Source organism: Neobacillus niacini NBRC 15566 (assembly GCF_001591505.1).
GTDB lineage: Bacteria > Bacillota > Bacilli > Bacillales > Cytobacillaceae > Neobacillus > Neobacillus niacini.
The window spans coordinates 256,507-276,056 of record NZ_BCVA01000003.1 but is presented as its reverse complement, the minus strand read 5'-3'; the positions used below and the strand labels follow the sequence as shown (position 1 = coordinate 276,056).

The window sequence follows — 19,550 nt, the reverse complement described above, 5'->3', positions numbered from 1 at the left end:
AGAAATGATCTTCGTGGTTTTTTGTTCAAAATATTATAAGAGTGAAAACAATTTGTAAATCCACTTGAGCAATTTTTGCACCCTTTTCAGCAAAAGAAAAAGACGTGTGATTATTACACGTCTTACTGGTTACTACTTATCTCTTTTGAAGTAAGGCTTGGTAAGCAGCTGAGGTTCTTATCTCAATGGTTAAGGTACCATTCGGATTATAAATGGCTTTAACTAATAACGGCACACCAGCTGTATTTTTAAACTGGAAGTCTTTCCCACCGTAAGAAACCGTTGCGTCCCTCCCAACAGGTACGTACCCGACTGTCAGAGAATGATGGTGCCATTCAACATATTCAACAGCTAGTTGATCAACTGCGTTAAACAAAGTAGAGGATGTTTGGCAGATACCACCACCAATTCCCATTACCAATTGCTTATTTACAATTTCTTGAGCTGGCTGGTAACCATGTGCTTCATCACTTGGTCCGACTGTATGATTGAATGAGAAAATATCACCTGTTCCAACAATGACATTATCGATTGCGATCGCTGACAGTTCAATGTTTTTGTTTCTCCCTGTTACGCTAGGATTAAATTTAGTGGTATAAGTTGCTACTACCACTTCCGACAAATGCGCTGCATCTTCTGTTTTATAGCCGCTTTCTGTTATATAAATGGGCAGAATAACATCGCCACCCTTGGCAGATGCTTCAATGACCTTTGTAACTAGTTCTGCTTCCTCAAGAACTACTCTTGGTTTACCTTTGATAACCTGACCATTTGCGTCGATTTTATCGAGGATCATCTTCGAATCGTAGCCCGGAGTCGTTTCGGTACCCCTTGCTATCTCTTTAGCCCATTGTTCGAGCTCTTGCTTATATTTTTCATTATCAGTTCCAAAACCCAAATCCACCGGGATCAAGGATCTAACAATGTTTTTTGTATTCGGATCAATGACATTTACTACTTTAGGCTTTTTTGCTTCTTCCTCTGCTATTCTTTTGGCTTCCGCTTCTTCGGCAGCCTTCCTCTCTGCTTTCTCTGCGGCCTTTTGTTCTTCAAGTTTCTTTTCAAGTTCTATTACTTTGTTCTCCAACTCAGCTTCCTTACCGTCCGTTTTATCCGTGCATCCTGTTAAGCCAATTAAACTTCCGACTAATATGAATGAAATCGCCAAGGTCCTTATAGACATTAATAACTTCTCCTCTTTCCCCCAAATCTCATCATTCCTCACTCGGCACTTCCGAATATTCAGAAAAGGAACTTTGCTCTCATTCTTCTAATCTATTCCGCTTTCGGGCACAAAATTCCTGCAAATCCCCTTACCAAAATTTCCTGAAATTGGATTCATTATATTAGACGGTCTTCATTCGGTTTGGTTTCAAATTAAGTTTAAAAAAGTCTCTATCCTTGAATTTTATGGTAACATATGCAAGATTCTACATGATCATTTACCATCCCTGTCGCTTGCATAAAAGCATAACAAATCGTCGATCCCACAAATTTAAATCCGCGTTTTTTTAAATCCTTACTTAATCGATCACTTATATCGGTTGTAGCTGGAACTTCTGATAAATCTTTAAAGTGATGGATAATTGGCTTGCAATCAACAAAAGACCAAATATACTTGCTAAAGGAACCAAATTCTTCTTTTACCTTCAAATAGGCCTTAGCATTTGTAATGACAGCGTTGATTTTGAGTTTATTACGTACAATTCCTTCATTTTGTAAAAGTTCTTCGATTTTCCGTTCATTATAGGAAATGATGATCGCAGGGTCAAAATGATCAAATGCCTTACGATAATTTTCTCTCTTTTTCAATATTGTGTACCAGCTTAAGCCTGCTTGAGCTCCTTCTAAGTTCAAATATTCAAATAGTAATCGGTCATCATATACAGGCACGCCCCACTCATAATCATGATAATCAATATAAAGTGGATCCTGATTTACCCAGCCGCATCTATTCATCTTTATATTCCTCCTAACACTTTTTATCGTCATTAAAGAAACATACTTTAAATCTTAACATTTGGTTTGTTATACATGCGTTCTTCTCTTTTTGCTTTCGTTCCAAACAAAATCCGAATAAAGGAAATTCTTAAAATTATAAAATGGTAAATCGTCATAATAATAACGAAAGCTATTGTTAAAAGAATAACAAGTTTTGCAGGTATGGACCAATCCAAATCTGCCAGCATAAAACCTAACGTAACAATTACCGGCTGATGGAGTACATAAAAAGGCATAGACGCTTGGTTTCCATACTTCAACCAATTATTTGAAAAAGATAGCTTTCTGTCTGCCAAGGCAAAAATGACAAGCAACCAGCTCCAGCAGTTCAAAGCCTTAACCAAAGCTAGGATGATGGATAGCCCATGACCTGCTGCAGGCATTCCTGACATGAATCCATACACAAAAAATACAGTCGTAAACAGGGATGTTACCATCGTAATTGGCAGCATCTTTTGACAAATAGACTTAAAGGAAGCTTTTGTGAAGAAAAAATACCCATAAAGAAAAATGACCAAATAAAAACTAATATCCCATCCTCCTAAATTTACAACATCCACAAGTATGTTGAGGAGCATTAACGGAATCGATAAAGATAAAAGCTGTATTGGCTTTAACTCATTTGAAATAGAAGGTTTCAATTTTCGGAAAAATGGCAGTGTTATGGTACTAAAGACCAAAAGGACGAAAAGATACCATAAATGTAACCCTACAAATGCAAAATTCCCCGACCCGCCGATATCGAGATAAACTCCCTCAAAATAGTGTGGATACCAGCTAATAAATGATCCAGAAAATTGCCCATGACTGACCCGCTCCATGTACACTTGAGGAGGAGTTAGCACCATGACCCCAAATAATAAGGGTATCCCCAGTCGCGCTAACCTTTCCTTCATATATTGCCAACCTGTTCTCTTCTGTAGAGCGAAGTATGAATTTATTCCTGACACTGCGAAAAAGATCGGCATTAACCAGGAGCTCATAAATAACGAAATGGCTGTGACGTAAGTCGGGTCAGTCACATTATTCTTAACATGCCATGCCCATGGATTAAAAAACATTAAAGCATGATAAATGAAAACAGCTAGTGTTGCTACAACTCGAATCCAATCTAAATCATATTGTCTGCTCATTGATAATTATCCCCTTGAAAATAGAATCCACCTTATCCCGGTACTATTTTACTATGAAAATATGATTCTAATTGTCGAATCATGGAGAAACATTCCATATTTCTAATAGAAACTAAAATAAAAGAACAGCCATTAAAAGACGGCTGTTCAAATTATTATAATAATATAATATTATCTGGCAAACGAACAGAAGTTAGGATACTAGTCTCTTTTACTCTGTCGGCTGCATATGAAGAACCATTTAATACCTCAAAATCTAGGTATCCAGGGTGGCACATGACTTCAATGGATTGATTATCGACATCACGCTTAGATAAGTCATGAAAGTAATCGTGTGTTACACCTTCACCGTAAAAATCATGAAAAAAGAGGTCTGTAAAGGAAGGCACTCCTTGCACAGGCTGCTCCGAAATGCGCCTTACAGGTAAATTGTACTTTTCTGACAGCCTTTGAATGACCGGTAAAAATTCAGGTATACTGTGGACATGATGATGACTATCAATATGAGTAGCTGTGAGTCCAAAGTCTAAAAACCGATCAATTTGTGCGGTCCACTCTCTTTCCAGTTCCATTAAGGAAACATTATGCTCATTAATAAAATCTTTTAGATTTTTAAAATTCCCCTGTTCATCCACTAGGGTTAGAACATCTGACAGCAAAGGTTTTCCACAAGTTAGAACAAGGTGAATCCCAAGCTTTAGTGCGGGGTGTTTTTTCGCTAGTTCTACTGCATGATTGACACCAGGCATATTCATCATCATGGTTGTAGAATTAACAATTCCGTATTTATGAGCGTCGATAATTCCGTAATTAATTCCTCTGGAATACCCAAAATCATCTGCATTAACTATAAGCTTAATCAAGCAGTCGCCCCTCCCTTATTTCTTTTTGAAAAATTGAGGTAAATAATCCTTATGCGCTTCTATCATTTCGTTAACGATTTTTTTTGCAATGGTATCCGAAGCAACAAGTGGATTTATTGTTAAAGCAAGAACCGCTAAATTATAGTCACCCGTTACAGCGGCTTCACAAGCAACCCGTTCAAATGACTTTATTTGTTGTACCAGACCGCGGACGGGTACAGGAAGGTCACCCATGACCAAAGGTTTTGGTCCCTCTTTTGTAATCATGCAGCTAACTTCGACAGCACTATCATCAGGAATGCTGGCAATCGAGCCATTATTCATCGTATTAACAGGCTGAATATCACACTTGTCATTATAGATAGAAGAAATTAACCTTACTGCCGCATCACTATAATAAGCCCCGCCGCGTTTCTCGAGTTGTGGTGGTTTAATAGAAAGATTTGGATCTTTATAAAGTTCAAAGAGATCATCTTCTAATTTCTTTACCACTTCCGCTCTTGTACCAACAGTTTCCGCATTTTTAGTATCTTTCTCTACCATTTCACGCGTCTTGTAGTAATAATTATGATATGGGCACGGAAATAAACCTAATGCACGAATAAATTCAGGTTCCCAGCCTTGCCCTTGAACATTCTTAACAAAACTAGAATTCTCTGGATTTGTTAAGAATTCGATGACTTGTTCTTTCACACTAACACCGTCAACGTACACGTCTAACCCATATACCATGTGATTTAGACCAGCGAAATCAATGCGAACTCGTGAATGTCCAACGTTCAATAGTTTTGCGATTCCCATTTCCATACCGATCGGTACATTACATAAACCCACTACTTTACGAAGATCACTGTACCTGAGAACCGCTTCTGTTACCATGCCAGCAGGATTCGTAAAGTTGACCAGCCAAGCCTCTGGGCAAAGCTCCTTCATGTCTTTCACAATATCCAAAATAACAGGGATTGTTCGTAATGCTTTGAACAGCCCCCCTGGACCATTCGTTTCTTGGCCCAGGACACCATATTTTAGGGGGATGCGTTCATCTTTTGCTCTAGCCTCCAACAAGCCCACCCTAAATTGCGTAGTTACAAAGTCAGCACCCGCCAAAGCTTTCCGTCTATCTAACGTTAGGTGAACTTCAACGGGAAGTCCAGCTTTTTGAAACATCCGCTTTGCTAAATTTCCGACGATCTCTAATTTTTCTTTACCTTCCTCAACATCTACAAGCCAAAGCTCTCTTAATGGAAGCTCATGGTATCGTTTAATGAATCCTTCAACAAGTTCAGGTGTGTAACTTGAACCACCGCCAATTGTGGCAATTTTAATCATATTATTCACTGAAAGCATACCTCCTCATGATTACTGATTCATTTCTTGACGAACTTCAACCAACTCTCTTGCTAAATCCTTCATTGTCATACCCGTCATTAAATGATCTTGCGCGTGTATTAGAATGATGGGTATTTCAAATGACTCTCCAGCCGCCTCCGCATGTATCAATTGTGTTTGGTAAACATGTGCCGACGTTATTTCAATGTCCGCTTCAGCAAGCTTTTCAAAGGCTCGGGTAAAATTTTTTTCTTTTGCTGCAAAAATAGCTTCCATCGCAAGACTTCGGGCATTTCCACTGTGCAAGATTAATTGAAATGATAGGTTATATAATTCTTCTTTATTCATGTTACCCTCCCCTATACAATGTCAAGAGCCTGCCGTCTGGCAAGCTCCCTTGTATTCTATTTTTATTTGTTAACCCCTTGTTCCACTTGGTAGTTTTGTTTATCCCACATTCTAAAGAATGGGTAGTAGATGGCAAAGGAAACAGCTAAATTTATTAATTGCATTAAAGCACCTCTGATATTTCCACCTGTCGCAAGGTAACCACCAATAATGGGAGGTGTGGTCCATGGAACCGCAACTCCTGCAGTCTTAGGGGCAAAACCTGTGCTCATACCAATATAGGTGGTAATGGTAAGAACAAGAGGTGCCAGAATAAATGGAACGATCAGCAATGGATTGGCGACGATTGGCGCTCCGAAAGTGATCGGTTCATTGATATTAAAGATTCCCGGTCCAATCGCTAATCTGCCTAACGTTTTGGAATGCTGACTTCTTGCCATAAACAGCATCATTAAGGCAAATGTAAATGTGGCACCCGAACCACCCATATAAATGAAAATATCAAAAAATTGCTGTGTAACTACATTTGGCAGTTCATCTCCAGCTGTCAACGCTACCCTATTAGCGTCTGTTGCGGCCAGCCAAATCGGACCCATTACTCCACCGACAATACTTGCACCATGTAATCCAGTTGACCATAATAATTGGACAAAGAATACAGCGATTAAGGCACCAATCAATGAACCTCCAAGTGCTCCTAATGGTTCTTGTAATAACTGTCCAACCACATTGTGCAGGGTTTCAAATGAGGTGTTTTCTATTAACAAGCGAATCAGCCAAACTACTAAAATTACAATGAATGCCGGAAATAATGCAACGAAAGATTTACTTACACTTGGTGGAACCCCGTCCGGCATTTTAATCACGAAATTCTTTTGGATAATGAATCGATAAAGTTCAGTTGAAAACATCGCAAGGATCATCGCTACAAACAACCCTTTGCTTCCTAGTAATGCGATTGGGAGTACTCCGCCAACTTGGATTGCTTCGCTGGCCCCTTCCGGTGTGAACATGGTAAAGTACGGTGTGGCAAGAATAAATGATGCAACAGAAATAGCTCCTGCATTCAATGCATCAACTTTGTAATGTTCTGCCAATCGATAAGCAATACCAAACCCTGCTATGAGCGCCATAATATCAAAGGTCGCGGTCACAGGATAAAGAAGTTTAGTCAGCCAGGCGTCTCCAAATAAACCAGCCATAAATTCTGGATATCCTTTAAACGGTAAGAAGCCAATAATTAAGAAAATAGAGCCAATGATGATAAGCGGCATCGTTAAGATAATTCCATCACGTAGTGCTTGTAAGTGCTTCTGACCAGCAACCTTTCCTGCGATTGGCATAAACTTTTCTTCAAGTATTTGAGTAAATTTGGCCATATCTATTCACCCCTTTGTGAAATTATGAACCTATTAAATTTCTCGCAAACTTTAATACCTCCGCACCATTGCACATTCCATAATGTACAGGGTTGATCGCGTCAACAGGAATTCCTTTTTCTTGTCCTTTTTTCTTTAATTGAGGCAGCAAATATCTTACCTGTGGACCTACGAGCAAAACATCTGCTTCGTCCAGATGATTATTCACCTCATTTGCACTTACTGCCCATATTCTCGCTTCAATTCCTTCTGCTTTTGCAGCAGTTTCCATCTTCGCCACCAAAAGACTAGTGGACATCCCTGCTGCACAGCATAATAAGATATTCAATTACATCCCTCCTGCCCCTAATGTAATCGCTTACATTTTAGTGGAATTTTTTAAAAGCTTTTTGTGCCTATCACCCAGGTCTTGAAATACAATCCCCCCCTGCTTAAAAATATTTTAACCGTACTAAACTATATTCTCATTTTTTAATTTTAGGACAAATCTAGAAAAGCCCCAAATAAAAAAAGAGAAATCGTCACTAGTACGATTTCCCATTTTTTGATTAAGTCTTAGCTAATTTATTTACGGCCTGCTTATGAGAAGAAGTATCATCCTGTTGATCTTCTGCAGGTTTGGCTCGTTTAATAAAGAATGCGAGAACCAAGGCTGCTCCAATAATGATGGCTGATATAAAGAAGGTATAGTTAATTCCTTCTAACATGGCTTTCAGCACAATCTGCTGCTTCATTTCCGCAAGCGCTGCTTCTGTTGGCTGACCTGACATTTTTTGCATGGCGTCGGCTGCAAGTTCTTTCCCGTACGACTCTGAACGATTAGACATAATCGTAATTAATAAACCTGTACCTATTGCAGCTGATACCTGCTGCATGGTATTGTTCATGGCTGTACCATGGGGATAAAAACGCGGCGGTAATTGATTCAATCCGTTAGTCGATACAGGCATAAACACCATTGACATTCCAAACATACGAACAGCATGTAATATAACCATATACATATAGGTAGTTTCAAAGGATAACATACTAAATAAATAAGTAGTTACAGTTGTGATGAACAAACCGGTAATAGCTAATATACGTCCGCCAAATTTGTCAAATAATCTTCCAGTAACAGGTGACATGAATGCATTCACAAGGGCACCTGGTAACAGCATTAATCCTGCATCCATCGGAGATATCCCACGAATCGTTTGAACATATATAGGCAGGAGTAGAAAACCCGAGAACATCGCAATATTTACAATCATTGAAATGGCTGAGGATAAAGCGAACATATTATACCTAAAAACCCTGAAGTTCAGCATCGGGCGTTCTTGCTTCAATTGACGTAAGATAAACCAAACCAAGGATACAACCCCGATTATAATCGTCAGATAAACATGCGGACTGCCCCAACCTTTACTACCCGCGGAACTAAAACCGTATAGTAATCCTCCAAAACCTATACTTGAAAGTAAAAGAGAAAAGAAATCAAGGCTAATATCAACTTTCTCCTTTTTATCCCTAAGCTTCCAAAAGCCTATGATTAGAATGACTGCTGCAATTGGAGATACGAAATGGAACAGCATTCTCCAATCATAATGCTCGATAATCCAGCCAGATAAAGTTGGACCAATGGCGGGTGCAAACATAAGGATTAATCCAAAAACTCCCATTGCAGCTCCCCTTTTTTCAATAGGAAAACTCACCAGCATCACATTCATTAACAACGGCATCATAATGGCAGAACCTGAGGCTTGCACCATTCGGGCTGCTAATAATAAAGGAAATGCATGGGCAATTCCGGCTATAAGTGTACCAACTGTAAACAACCCCATCGCGACTAAAAATAACCGGCGAACCGTATATTTTTGAATTAAGAAGGCGGTAGTCGGGATCATAATCCCATTTACTAGCATAAATCCTGTCGTCAGCCACTGAACTGTCGATGTATCGACATCTAAGTCCTTCATGATGGAAGGTAACGCCACATTTAATAATGTATTATTTAAAAAAGCAATAAAAGCACCAATCATCAAAACCGCAATGATTCCATATGGCGGGCGGTCAGACTTATTCATGGTTTGTTCCATTTTATGTATCCCCCTGGTTCAAGACTTCTTATTTATTCTACCAATTAATCCAAAATTTATCATAAACCATGCCTTTCAATTATTACAAGGCAGAATGAACAAACACGAAAATAAAAAAACTCAGAACCGAAAAAGAGGCCCCGAGTTTTACTTTCTTCAATTTTGCACGTTAGAAATCTGACCACGTTTATAAAAATATTGCAGGGTGAGTAAAATCGCAAACAATACTAAACCCACGATGTCGGATATATTTTCTGGATAAATTAAACATAATCCTGCTGCAAGCGAAGCGATACGTTCAATCCAATTCAACTTTCTTACCCAAAAACCGATAACTCCAGCACTAATGGCTATCATGCCAATAAAGGCTGTAAATACAACCCAAATGAGATAAGTCCAAGTGGTATCAATCATCAGCAATTCCGGGGACAAGACAAACATATAGGGAATGATAAACGCAGATATCGCAAGCTTTGTTGATTCCACTCCCGTTCGGAAAGGCTCTCCGCCGGATATGGCCGCTGCAGCAAAGGCAGCGAGAGCAACTGGAGGCGTAATGTCAGCGACAATTCCAAAATAAAACACAAATAAATGAGCAGATAAATCAGGAACACCTAACAATATGATTGCAGGTGCTGCAATTGTTGAGGTAATAACATAATTTGCAGTCGTGGGTGAACCCATTCCCAATATCAAGGAAGCAATCATCGTCAAAAACAAGGTCGGCAGTAATGCGCCTCCTGCAATATCGAGGAGCCCGTTTGCCATTTTTAATCCTAATCCCGTTTTTGTTACTACACCAACAATAATCCCAGCAGCTGCAGTTGCTGCAGCAACACCTAAAGCGGACCGTGCTCCATCAACTAATGCATCAATAATGCCTCTAAATCCGATTCTAGTTTCCTTTCTTATTGCACTTACTACAACCGTTATAACAATTGACCATAATGCTGCTCTTATGACACTCATGCCAGACATTAACAAGAGAATGATAGCAATGATAGGAAGTAGTAAGTAAAGTTTTCCAAGTACCTCTTTCCTACTTGGCATTTCTTCCTTTGTTAAACCCCGAAGACCAATCCGCTTTGCTTCAAAGTGAGTCATGATCCAAATACCGGTAAAATATAGTACAGCCGGTATAGCCGCTGCCTTTGCTATTTCCCAATAGGAGATACCTCCGATAAATTCGACCATTAAGAATGCTGCTGCTCCCATAATCGGTGGCATTAACTGCCCGCCGGTAGAAGACGAGGCCTCAACTGCACCCGCAAACTCCTTTTTATAACCTAGGTTTTTCATCATCGGAATAGTAAAAGCGCCAGAGGTTACAACGTTAGCAACAGAACTGCCGCTAATCGTTCCTTGTAAAGCGCTCGAAAAAACAGCTACCTTGGCAGGTCCGCCCACACTCCTGCCGGCAATCGCAATCGACAGATCATTAAAATACTCGCCAACACCAGTTTTAATTAAAAAGGAACCAAATAGTAGAAAGAGAAAGATAAAAGTAGAAGATACGCCAATCGGTGTACCAAGAATTCCTTCCGTTGTGAAGAACATCGTTTGGACTAACCGATCTAATTCTAGCCCACGGTGTGCAATGGCACTCGGCATATATGGTCCAAAAACAGCGTACACCATAAAAATGATTGCAATAATGGTGATTGGCAGACCAACTGTCCTTCGTGTTGCCTCTAACACGAGTAAAATGGCTGATAGCCCAACAAAGAAATCAATTTGTGTGATATTTCCTGTCCGTAATACCAATTCATCAATCATGACCGGCCAATAAGCACCAACGATGACCGAAACAATCGCAAAGATGATATCATACCATGCGACCTTATATTCTTTCCCTCGATTTTTCTTTCGAGCAGGAAATAATAAGAAAATGAGTGCAAGCGCAAAACCTAAATGAACGGAACGCTGCAGCTGAGCAGTTAACATACCAAATATTCCAGTATATAAGTGAAAGAGAGAAAAGGTTAATAGGCCTGCGAATGCAATCCAAAGAGGAAGTCCTTTTAGTTTTCGTGTACCAGCTTCAGGGTCATATTTTTCTAAAAGCTCCTGCTGCTTTGCCTCTGACAGTGCTTCTTCATAGTGACTCAAGGATATTCACTCCTTTCCATTGCTTAAAAAAATTCAATTTACGGATTTCTACTTTAACAGACGTGCCAGGACTTATTGAACGGGATAATGGGTATTCCCTATTTTTAAAAATCACTCTATGATTAGCACGAACCTGTCCGATTCTTAAATGAAAGTAAGGAAAATCTCGTTTCATGTTCTTGATGTAATAGGCACCATTTTTTTGTTCGAATGTTTCTCCATTATCAGCATTGGAGGGCATACCAATTGCAAACTCCTCATACATCAGCTCATATTGTCGAATTCTATCGTCGCGAGTAATTCTATAACTTTCAACCACATCTGATAAATGAATGGAATGGGTGTATTTGATAGCAAAATATGTTTCATTTCTTACAGGAATGTAAGTAAATTTCGCATTGCTGTGATTTGGCTGGAAGACAATCGCTTTTTGGTAAGGTATGAGTGCTAAAATGAATACGATAATGAAAAAGGTTAATAGATATTGTATAGGTCTTAATATACGCATTTCCCCCTCCCTTTCTGATAGAAAAGGAGGCCGGCTTCTATTCTGCCGGCCAATTCATCCACAAACAAATCTTTTACTGTGCTTTAATCCCTTTTTCATCAAAGTATTTTTGTGCGCCAGAATGAACTTCAATCCCCACGCCGTTTAATGCGTTCTCGACCTTAATTAATTTCCCTTTGGCATGAGTTACTTTATCAAGATTTTCAAAGATTGCTTTGGTAATGTTATAAACAACCTCATCACTAAGATCGCTGCTCGCTACTAACATTGCTTGAACAGCCACGGTTGTTACAGCAGACTCCAATCCATACGTTCCAGCAGGTACCTCTTCTTTTACGTAGAATGGATATTTCTTGATTATCGCTTCGATTTTATCTTGTTCAATTGGCACAATAACTACATTCTCGGTTGCACCAAGGCTTTCAACCGCCCCTGTCGGCGTTCCTGCTGTTACAAAAGCCGCGTCAATCGTACCATCTTGAATCCCTTGTGTAGACTCATCAAATGATAAATCTTGTTTATTAATATCATCGAATGTCATGCCATGTACTTCTAGAATTTGTTCAGCATTGGCGACTGTGCCTGAACCAGGTGCACCTACTGACACCTTTTTACCCTTTAGATCTTCAACGGATGTTATCCCTGATTCTTTTGTGGTAACGATTTGTACCGTTTCCGGATATAAGGTAGCAATTGCCTTTACATTATCAACCTTATTGTTTTCAAACATTAATTTTCCTTCAACAGCATACGAAGCGATATCTGTTTGGGAAAAAGCAATTTCGGCATCTCCATTCTTAAGGGTGGTCATGTTCTCAGCTGAAGCTCCACTCGTTTCAGCATTCGCATCAATACCTGTTTCATCTTTAATAATCTCAGCAAAGGAGCCGCCTAATGGATAATAAGTTCCACCAGTACCCCCTGTTAGAATACTAATAAATTGTGGCTTTTCCTCCCCTTCCTTTGCAGGCTTTTCTCCGCCCTCCTCTTTGTTTCCGCAAGCTGCTAGAATCATAGAGAGTGTTAAGAGAATGACCATTGAGAGATATAACCTTTTCTTTTTCATAAAAATTCCCCCTTTTTATAAATTGCCGTCCATCAATCAATACTTATTATTCAGCCGGTACAAACTTGTCAATTTTTACAATAATAGTTCTTTAGACCTATTTGATTCAAAAAAAAAAAAAAAAAGAAACCCCTTTCATTTGAAAGGAGTTTTTACGTTACTATTTACGTTTCTTATTCTTATTCGAATTCTTCGTCAATCGACCTAACAAAAATGCACCCGCAGCTACACCTATTATGGTATTTGTCTTCTTGTTAAATACTTGCTTAGCAACAAGATTTAAATTCTGCGGTCTTTCCGCCAAACGTCTCATGAAATAACCATACCAGTCATTGCCGAAAGGAACATAAGTGCAGAAATTATATCCTTCTTTAGCCAGTTGCAGCTGCATGTCTTTTCTAAAACCATAAAGCATTTGAAACTCATACTGATCCTTCGGAATGTTGTTCTTTTTTACAAATGACTTTACGTGGTTTATGACATTGTGATCATGTGTAGCGATTGATGTAAATTTTCCGTTTAACAAATGCCATTCAATAAGTTTAATAAAATTAGCGTCAATCTCGTTTTTATTTTGGTAAGCGTATTCAGCGGGCTCCTTATAAGCACCTTTTACAATCCGCATACGGTAGTTTTTGTATTTTTCCAAGTATTCATCAGCACGAAGTAAATAAGCTTGAATAACAGTTCCGACATTGTCGTATTCCTTTGATAAATCATCCAAAAGATCAAAAGTCGGCTGGAGGTGACCGGTATCTTCCATGTCAACGTTTACAAAAATGCCGTAGTTGTTTGCTCGTTCAACAATTTCTCTTAAGTTGCTTAGGCAGAATCCGTATTCGATATCCAAACCTAATTGCGTTGGTTTTAAAGATATATGGGCATTGACTTTATGCTCATGAATCGCTTCAATAACGTTAAGAATCTGTTCTTTTGCTTCAGTGGCCTCTTCTTCTTTAAAGATGAATTCACCTAGGTTATCAACGGTACAAGAGATACCGTGTGCATTGAGTTCTTTGATACTTTGGATTACTTCATCGATATTGGTACCTGCAACTACACTTTGTGCACCCATTTTTAAGCCATACTTTTTAGCAGCATTATTTAAAAGTTGATTTTGAGATAAGCCTATAAAAATATCTTTCAACATAGCGATTTCTCCTTGCTGTTGTTATTTCACTATTATTTTAGCATAAATACTTTTAGTTCTGCTTAAAGTTTTTAAAATTTTGTCGAATCATTAGCAATTATTTTTCGGTCTAAAATAGGCTGCCGAGTTTATTCTCAGCAGCCTTATTTTTGCTTTTATCTTCGATTACGATTACGCAGGAATGTAGGAATATCCAACGTATCTTCAGAATGCTGTCTTTGTCTGTCCTGGCTAGGCGCAGGGTCTTCTTGAATATTCTGCTCACGTCGAGAGATTCCCTGAGATTGTGGTCTTGAAGTAATATCCCGTGAAGGACTCACTGTGTTCTTTTTAGAAGATAATTCTGTCTCTGTAAACCCTGTCGCGATTACCGTAATCATAATTTCATCTTTTAAGTCTTCATTGATAATTGATCCAAAGATCATGTTTAATTCCTTGTCCGCAGCAGAAGAAACGATATCAGCTGCCTCTTGAACTTCATATAAACTTAAATTGCTGCCGCCAGTGATGTTCATGAGGACACCCTGAGCGCCATCGATAGAAGTTTCTAACAACGGACTTGAAATAGCCTTCTTCGCTGCTTCCACAGCGCGGTCCTTACCTTTCGCCATGCCGATACCCATTAATGCCGTCCCTTGATTAGACATAATCGTTTTCACGTCTGCGAAATCGAGGTTTATTAATCCAGGTACCGCGATTAAATCGGAAATTCCTTGTACACCTTGTCTGAGCACGTTATCGGCCTCACGGAATGCTTGAATCATAGGAGTCTTTTTATCTACGATTTGCAATAGTTTATCGTTTGGAACAATAATCAAGGTATCCACTGCTTCACGCATTAAATCAATTCCAGCAGCTGCATTCGTTGAACGTTTACGACCTTCAAATCCGAATGGGCGTGTCACAACACCAATGGTTAAAGCACCAAGCTCGCGGGAGATCTGGGCAATCGCTGGTGCAGCTCCAGTCCCGGTTCCTCCGCCCATACCTGCAGTAACAAAGACCATATCTGCTCCCTTTAGTACTTCTTGGATCTGCTTTCTACTTTCCTCAACTGCATTTCTGCCGACCTCTGGATTGGCACCAGCACCTAACCCCCTTGTTAGGTTCGCACCGATTTGCATTTTAATTTCTGCTTTTGATAGTTTAAGTGCTTGCGCATCTGTATTAACTGCGATAAATTCAACACCTTGAACACCGTCTTCTATCATACGGTTTACAGCGTTATTACCGCCGCCGCCAACACCGATTACTTTTATTCTTGCAACTTGATCTATGTCCATTTCAAAATCCCACACGATAGAATTCCTCCTGCTCCCTAATAGTTCATTATTCAAAATTCAAATAATTCAAATGTTTATGTTTAGATAACTCAAGCTAATAGCAGATTTATTATGCTAGTATGTACTATAATCTAACTAAAGCAGATTTTCATTGAATTTTGTCGAAACTTTTTCCTTAAATACTATTTTAACAAAAAAATGGGGATTTTTATATAGTCCTGATGTCATTCCTCTTTTTTTTATCATTAAAATTTCATTACAAACAAAAGGCTCAGCAATGACTGAGCCTTAAGATTAAGAGAATATACTTTTAATACTTTCTATTAATTGTTTGAAGAAATCAGCTACTTGCTGTAAGAAGTTCTTATCACCAACTGCTTCCTCAATACGGTTTTTGATATCCTGAGTTAGATTTTCAAGCTGTGATTTAACATTATCAAAGTTAATATTTAAATTTCTCATTTTTTCAAATAAGTCTAGTAACAGCTGGCGGTCTTCGGGACTTAAGCTGATTTCTAGCGTTTTTAACTTTTCATCAATAATGGCAGCAAGCTCTTCTTTCGTTGCAGGGTTTTGATCGGCGATTTCCTTTTTAATCTCTGTTAACAGCTCACTTACTTTATCCTGATCGAGTCCTTCTTTTTTCGCTAAATCAGTAGCCAAGTTTAATTCCTCATTGGCAACCTCTGTCCGCTCCAGGTCTAAACTTGCGCCTTCACCTTCATCATAGGCCTTATAAATACCAACTAATGCAGAGTGACCACTAACTTTAACAGGTGAAGCAACATCCACGACTGCGTCTTGTATACCAGCTGTCAATAGGGCATTTGCGTACATTTCATCGGTAACCTCTGTAATATTTTCAGGTGTTACCTGATTAATAACCAGTCCTTCACCCGAATCCTTACGTGTGATTTTAGCCGAGGAATACATATTAGAGTGTGCATCACCTTTAATATATTTAACTAGATCTTGTCCCGTTACTATAATTTCTTTAACCTTACTCGTATCATTAACCTTTAATAACTCTCTTACTTCATCCTTTTGAGCCTGTGATAATGCTTCCCCATAGACAACAATCGGCAGACCAAACTTTTCATTGATACTCTCTTCAGTATTACCATTACTATCGGCAAACACCTTGCTTGTACTGCTTAAAGACACTAGTAATGTCAAAATAACAGCAAATGCAGTCAACTTATAAAAATGCTTCATATCAATCACTCCTAATCAAATTTCTAAGGTGCTTCAAAATTAAAGACGGTTTAATAGGTTAATAGGTTTCAACTAAAAAACGGTGTAAAAACTAAAACCACCCCGAAGGATGGCTTCTAGATTTTTACAAAGCCTTTTTTAAAAAGTAAAAGAAAAATAGACACGCTATTGCTCCTAAAAATACAAATCCTGAGAGAATGGAGAAACTTGATGACATGATACCAAAACCGATACCAACTGTAAAGGTTATAATACTCTCAATTAAAGATTGAATCGACTCTATTGTCGCTCTTATTTCTGAACTCCCATGATGATGGAGATAACCAGTTACAACTGGATCTATCACCCCGCTGGCTAAAAATATTAGCAGGATCATGATTATGCCGATTGGGCCTGGAAAAATGGCTGTCATGAAAAAGCCAACAGTGGTGACACCCAGTATAAAGAGAATGATTGATTGTGCCTTAAAATAGGTAAGCAAAGAAGCCGCTAATAAATTCCCTGGAATTCTTGCCAGCGAAATACAGGCTGAAAATAGCCCGAAAAAAAGTACAGAATAGCCAATCTCATCTAAATAAAGCTGCCAAAACTCATCTAAATAGGTTATGCAGGCTGCAATACCCATTGCTTGCGTAAGGATGGTAACGACCCTTGGATTGGTTTTATAGAAAGAGACAGATTTTCGAACGTAAACTATAAACATCTGCTTATTTTTCTCTTTCGTTACTTGAATACTATTCCTTACTGATTCCTTAAGCAGGAATGTAAGTATCAATGCAAGAAACATACTCGCTACTGAGACCATATAGTTGAATTCAAATCCAAAATACTTTGCAAGGATACTTCCTGATAATGCTGCAAGTATTGAAGCGAAGAAATCAATTGAATTCATTCTGCCAACAATTTTCTCAAAGGACGATTGTTTTTTGACTGTCAACAGGGAGTCATATAGAAGTGCATTCATGGCACCACTTGTACATGCCCTCGAAATACCTGCAAGAAAGACAACCAAAGCAAATGTCCAAAAATGATAGGCAAACAGCAGAATAACAAATTCAAACACCGATAAAACTGCCCCAAAAATGAGTAGTGTTTTTCTGCCAAATTTGTCGGCAAAAACGCCTGTCGGTATTTCAAATATGACAACACTGACTGCATAGATAATTTCGCAAAGAACGACCATCAATACGGTCATACCCCGCTGCTCCCAAAATAATCTTTCGATTACGTATGCCGGGATAAGGTTATGAAAAAAAATAATTAGGTAAAGCTTATTTACGTTATTATCCATTCTCTAATTGGCTCCTCCTTTTTTTTCTCTTTTTTAATGGAGAAATTAAAGGAGGTGGACGAATGGTTTTCTTTTTAGATTAACAAGGGGGTCTTACCATATACATGAAATCAACTCCTGAATCTTTTTCCTTTTTCTATTTTAGTTCAAAGTATAGAATTTAGTACATGAATGCTGTATTTCATTTAAGAGCCTCTTTACCCCATCGATAATATCAAAAGGCATAACACCATAGTTGGACAATTCTTTTGCTCTTTCTTCACCAGCACGAGCATGTAAATAGCTTGCAGAAATAAGCGCGTTTATAGGTGAAGCTCCCTGAGCAAGAAAGGACGCAATAAGACCTGTTAGTATGTCACCGCTCCCACCTTTTCCGAGTGCATCATGGCCGTGCGGATTAATGTATAACTCTCCCGATGGTGTTGCGATTACAGAACGATGTCCTTTTAAAAGTAAATAGATTGAATGCTCTTCGGCAAATTGTCGCGCGATTTCAAGTCGATTTCCTTCTACTTCCTTAACCGATATATTGAGCAGCTTTGACATTTCTCCTGGGTGTGGAGTCATGATTACCTGACCCTTATAGTTCTTAAGTAAATCCTTTTGATTACTCAATAGGTAAAGAGCGTCTGCATCAATGACAACGGGTTGATTGGTCAGGTTAGAAAATAATGCTTTCATCCACTCTTCTCCGTTTGGAAATCTACTTATTCCTGGCCCAATAGCCACACAGTCATATTGATTTAACAATGGTGCTAGCTCCTCGATTGCCTTTTCAGCAAAATGTCCATCCTCTGCTGATAAAGGTAATAATAATGATTCAGGATTTTGTGCAGCTGCCATTGGATAAATCGTTTCTGGTATGGCTAAAGTGACTAGTCCTGCTCCAGTATGCAAGGCAGATTTTGCTGAGAAGATTGGATCACCGACGTATTGACGAGAACCGCCTAGAATAAGTACATGACCGAAAGTGCCCTTATGACCATGTTTTGACCGGATTGGAATTGCAGCCTTGGCGAGAGGCTCAGTAATTAGTTTAGGTAAATCTAATGCTAAATCTTTGACAATCGTAGGCGGTACAGAAATGTCTACAGCCATCCACTCACCAATATGTTGGGGTCCTTCATTTAAAAAGAATCCTTTTTTAGGGAACACAAAGGTAACCGTCTTCGATGCTTTTATTGCTTCCCCCTCGACTTTACCGGTATCACTGCTAACGCCGGATGGGATATCAACTGAAATAATTGATTTCTTACCTTCATATGTATTGACCAGCGAAATAACGTCTTTTAGAGGTTCTCGGACTGGACCGTTTACACCTGTTCCTAGTATCGCGTCGATAATAATGTCTGCTTGTTTTAATTGATCCATAAGCATTTCTAAACCCTTTTCTTCGAGGTGAAATAGGGGTAGTCCTCTTTTTATGTATATTTCAAAATGAATTTTAGCGTCTCCTTTTATTCGTACAGGGTCTACTAATAGCCACACCTGTGGATGTAATCCATGATCAAACAGCCTGCGTGCAATGACGAAACCATCACCGCCATTATTACCGCCTCCTGCTAAAATAATCACTCTCGGACGGCTGCTGGTTGTACTTTGGAGTATTTCCTCCACTACTCTTGCTCCCGCATTTTCCATTAACACAACACCAGGTAAGCCGATTTTTTCAATCGTATACTGATCCATTTTCTGCATTTCCTTTTGTCCTGCTGCAAACATGAACATCACTCCATTTAGAGTTCTATACTTTTATAATAATGTAGTATGATGGAAATGGAAAATTTTATATCGGAG

Annotated in this window: 17 protein-coding genes; all 17 read right to left on the bottom strand. The window is 38.9% G+C overall.

From position 1 onward, the window contains the following. Positions 1-136: 136 nt before the first annotated feature. Positions 137-1,183 carry a VanW family protein gene (locus BANA01_RS04735; RefSeq protein WP_063251888.1) on the bottom strand — a complete coding sequence of 349 codons (1,047 nt, stop codon included), beginning with the start codon at positions 1,181-1,183 and terminating at the stop codon, positions 137-139. 212 nt (positions 1,184-1,395) lie between these two features. Next, on the bottom strand, positions 1,396-1,959 hold the full coding sequence (locus tag BANA01_RS04730; protein WP_063251887.1) for a DNA-3-methyladenine glycosylase I: 564 nt from the start codon (positions 1,957-1,959) through the stop codon (positions 1,396-1,398). Between the two features lie 47 nt (positions 1,960-2,006). Then, positions 2,007-3,134 (bottom strand): acyltransferase family protein, encoded by a 1,128-nt coding sequence (locus BANA01_RS04725; protein ID WP_063251886.1) that lies wholly within the window; start codon positions 3,132-3,134, stop codon positions 2,007-2,009. Positions 3,135-3,289: 155 nt separating this feature from the next. Continuing rightward, positions 3,290-3,997: a chitin disaccharide deacetylase gene (chbG, locus tag BANA01_RS04720; protein WP_063251885.1), complete on the bottom strand. Its 708-nt coding sequence runs from the start codon at positions 3,995-3,997 to the stop codon at positions 3,290-3,292. A gap of 15 nt (positions 3,998-4,012) precedes the next feature. Next, positions 4,013-5,335, bottom strand: a complete 1,323-nt coding sequence (locus tag BANA01_RS04715; protein WP_169803646.1) for a 6-phospho-beta-glucosidase — start codon at positions 5,333-5,335, stop codon at positions 4,013-4,015. A 21-nt stretch (positions 5,336-5,356) separates the two neighbouring features. Then, complete coding sequence (locus BANA01_RS04710; protein WP_063251884.1) at positions 5,357-5,674, bottom strand: PTS lactose/cellobiose transporter subunit IIA; 318 nt, start codon at positions 5,672-5,674, stop codon at positions 5,357-5,359. Positions 5,675-5,736: 62 nt separating this feature from the next. After that, positions 5,737-7,053: a PTS cellobiose transporter subunit IIC gene (celB, locus tag BANA01_RS04705; RefSeq protein WP_063251883.1), complete on the bottom strand. Its 1,317-nt coding sequence runs from the start codon at positions 7,051-7,053 to the stop codon at positions 5,737-5,739. Positions 7,054-7,075: 22 nt separating this feature from the next. Next, on the bottom strand, positions 7,076-7,381 hold the full coding sequence (locus BANA01_RS04700; protein ID WP_063251882.1) for a PTS sugar transporter subunit IIB: 306 nt from the start codon (positions 7,379-7,381) through the stop codon (positions 7,076-7,078). Positions 7,382-7,601: 220 nt separating this feature from the next. Continuing rightward, positions 7,602-9,131, bottom strand: a complete 1,530-nt coding sequence (locus tag BANA01_RS04695; RefSeq protein WP_063251881.1) for a DHA2 family efflux MFS transporter permease subunit — start codon at positions 9,129-9,131, stop codon at positions 7,602-7,604. Positions 9,132-9,287: 156 nt separating this feature from the next. Continuing rightward, positions 9,288-11,240, bottom strand: coding sequence for a TRAP transporter permease (locus BANA01_RS04690; RefSeq protein WP_063251880.1), 1,953 nt, complete (start codon positions 11,238-11,240; stop codon positions 9,288-9,290). Next, positions 11,227-11,748 carry a DUF1850 domain-containing protein gene (locus BANA01_RS04685; protein WP_063251879.1) on the bottom strand — a complete coding sequence of 174 codons (522 nt, stop codon included), beginning with the start codon at positions 11,746-11,748 and terminating at the stop codon, positions 11,227-11,229. Before BANA01_RS04685 ends, BANA01_RS04690 begins: the two co-directional genes overlap by 14 nt. Positions 11,749-11,821: 73 nt before the next feature. After that, the gene (locus BANA01_RS04680) at positions 11,822-12,814 is read right to left on the bottom strand and encodes a TAXI family TRAP transporter solute-binding subunit (RefSeq protein WP_063251878.1); all 993 of its coding nucleotides are present in this window, start codon (positions 12,812-12,814) and stop codon (positions 11,822-11,824) included. Positions 12,815-12,974: 160 nt separating this feature from the next. Then, a complete protein-coding gene (locus tag BANA01_RS04675; RefSeq protein WP_063251877.1) occupies positions 12,975-13,964 on the bottom strand; it encodes a proline dehydrogenase family protein in 990 nt (329 codons plus the stop codon). 155 nt (positions 13,965-14,119) lie between these two features. Continuing rightward, the gene (gene ftsZ / locus BANA01_RS04670; protein ID WP_411833326.1) at positions 14,120-15,247 is read right to left on the bottom strand and encodes a cell division protein FtsZ; all 1,128 of its coding nucleotides are present in this window, start codon (positions 15,245-15,247) and stop codon (positions 14,120-14,122) included. A gap of 294 nt (positions 15,248-15,541) precedes the next feature. Further along, the gene (locus BANA01_RS04665; RefSeq protein WP_063251875.1) at positions 15,542-16,462 is read right to left on the bottom strand and encodes a DUF1002 domain-containing protein; all 921 of its coding nucleotides are present in this window, start codon (positions 16,460-16,462) and stop codon (positions 15,542-15,544) included. 124 nt (positions 16,463-16,586) lie between these two features. Further along, complete coding sequence (locus tag BANA01_RS04660) at positions 16,587-17,753, bottom strand: MFS transporter (protein WP_063251874.1); 1,167 nt, start codon at positions 17,751-17,753, stop codon at positions 16,587-16,589. A 141-nt stretch (positions 17,754-17,894) separates the two neighbouring features. Continuing rightward, positions 17,895-19,475 carry a bifunctional ADP-dependent NAD(P)H-hydrate dehydratase/NAD(P)H-hydrate epimerase gene (locus tag BANA01_RS04655; protein ID WP_063251873.1) on the bottom strand — a complete coding sequence of 527 codons (1,581 nt, stop codon included), beginning with the start codon at positions 19,473-19,475 and terminating at the stop codon, positions 17,895-17,897. Positions 19,476-19,550: the final 75 nt, after the last annotated feature.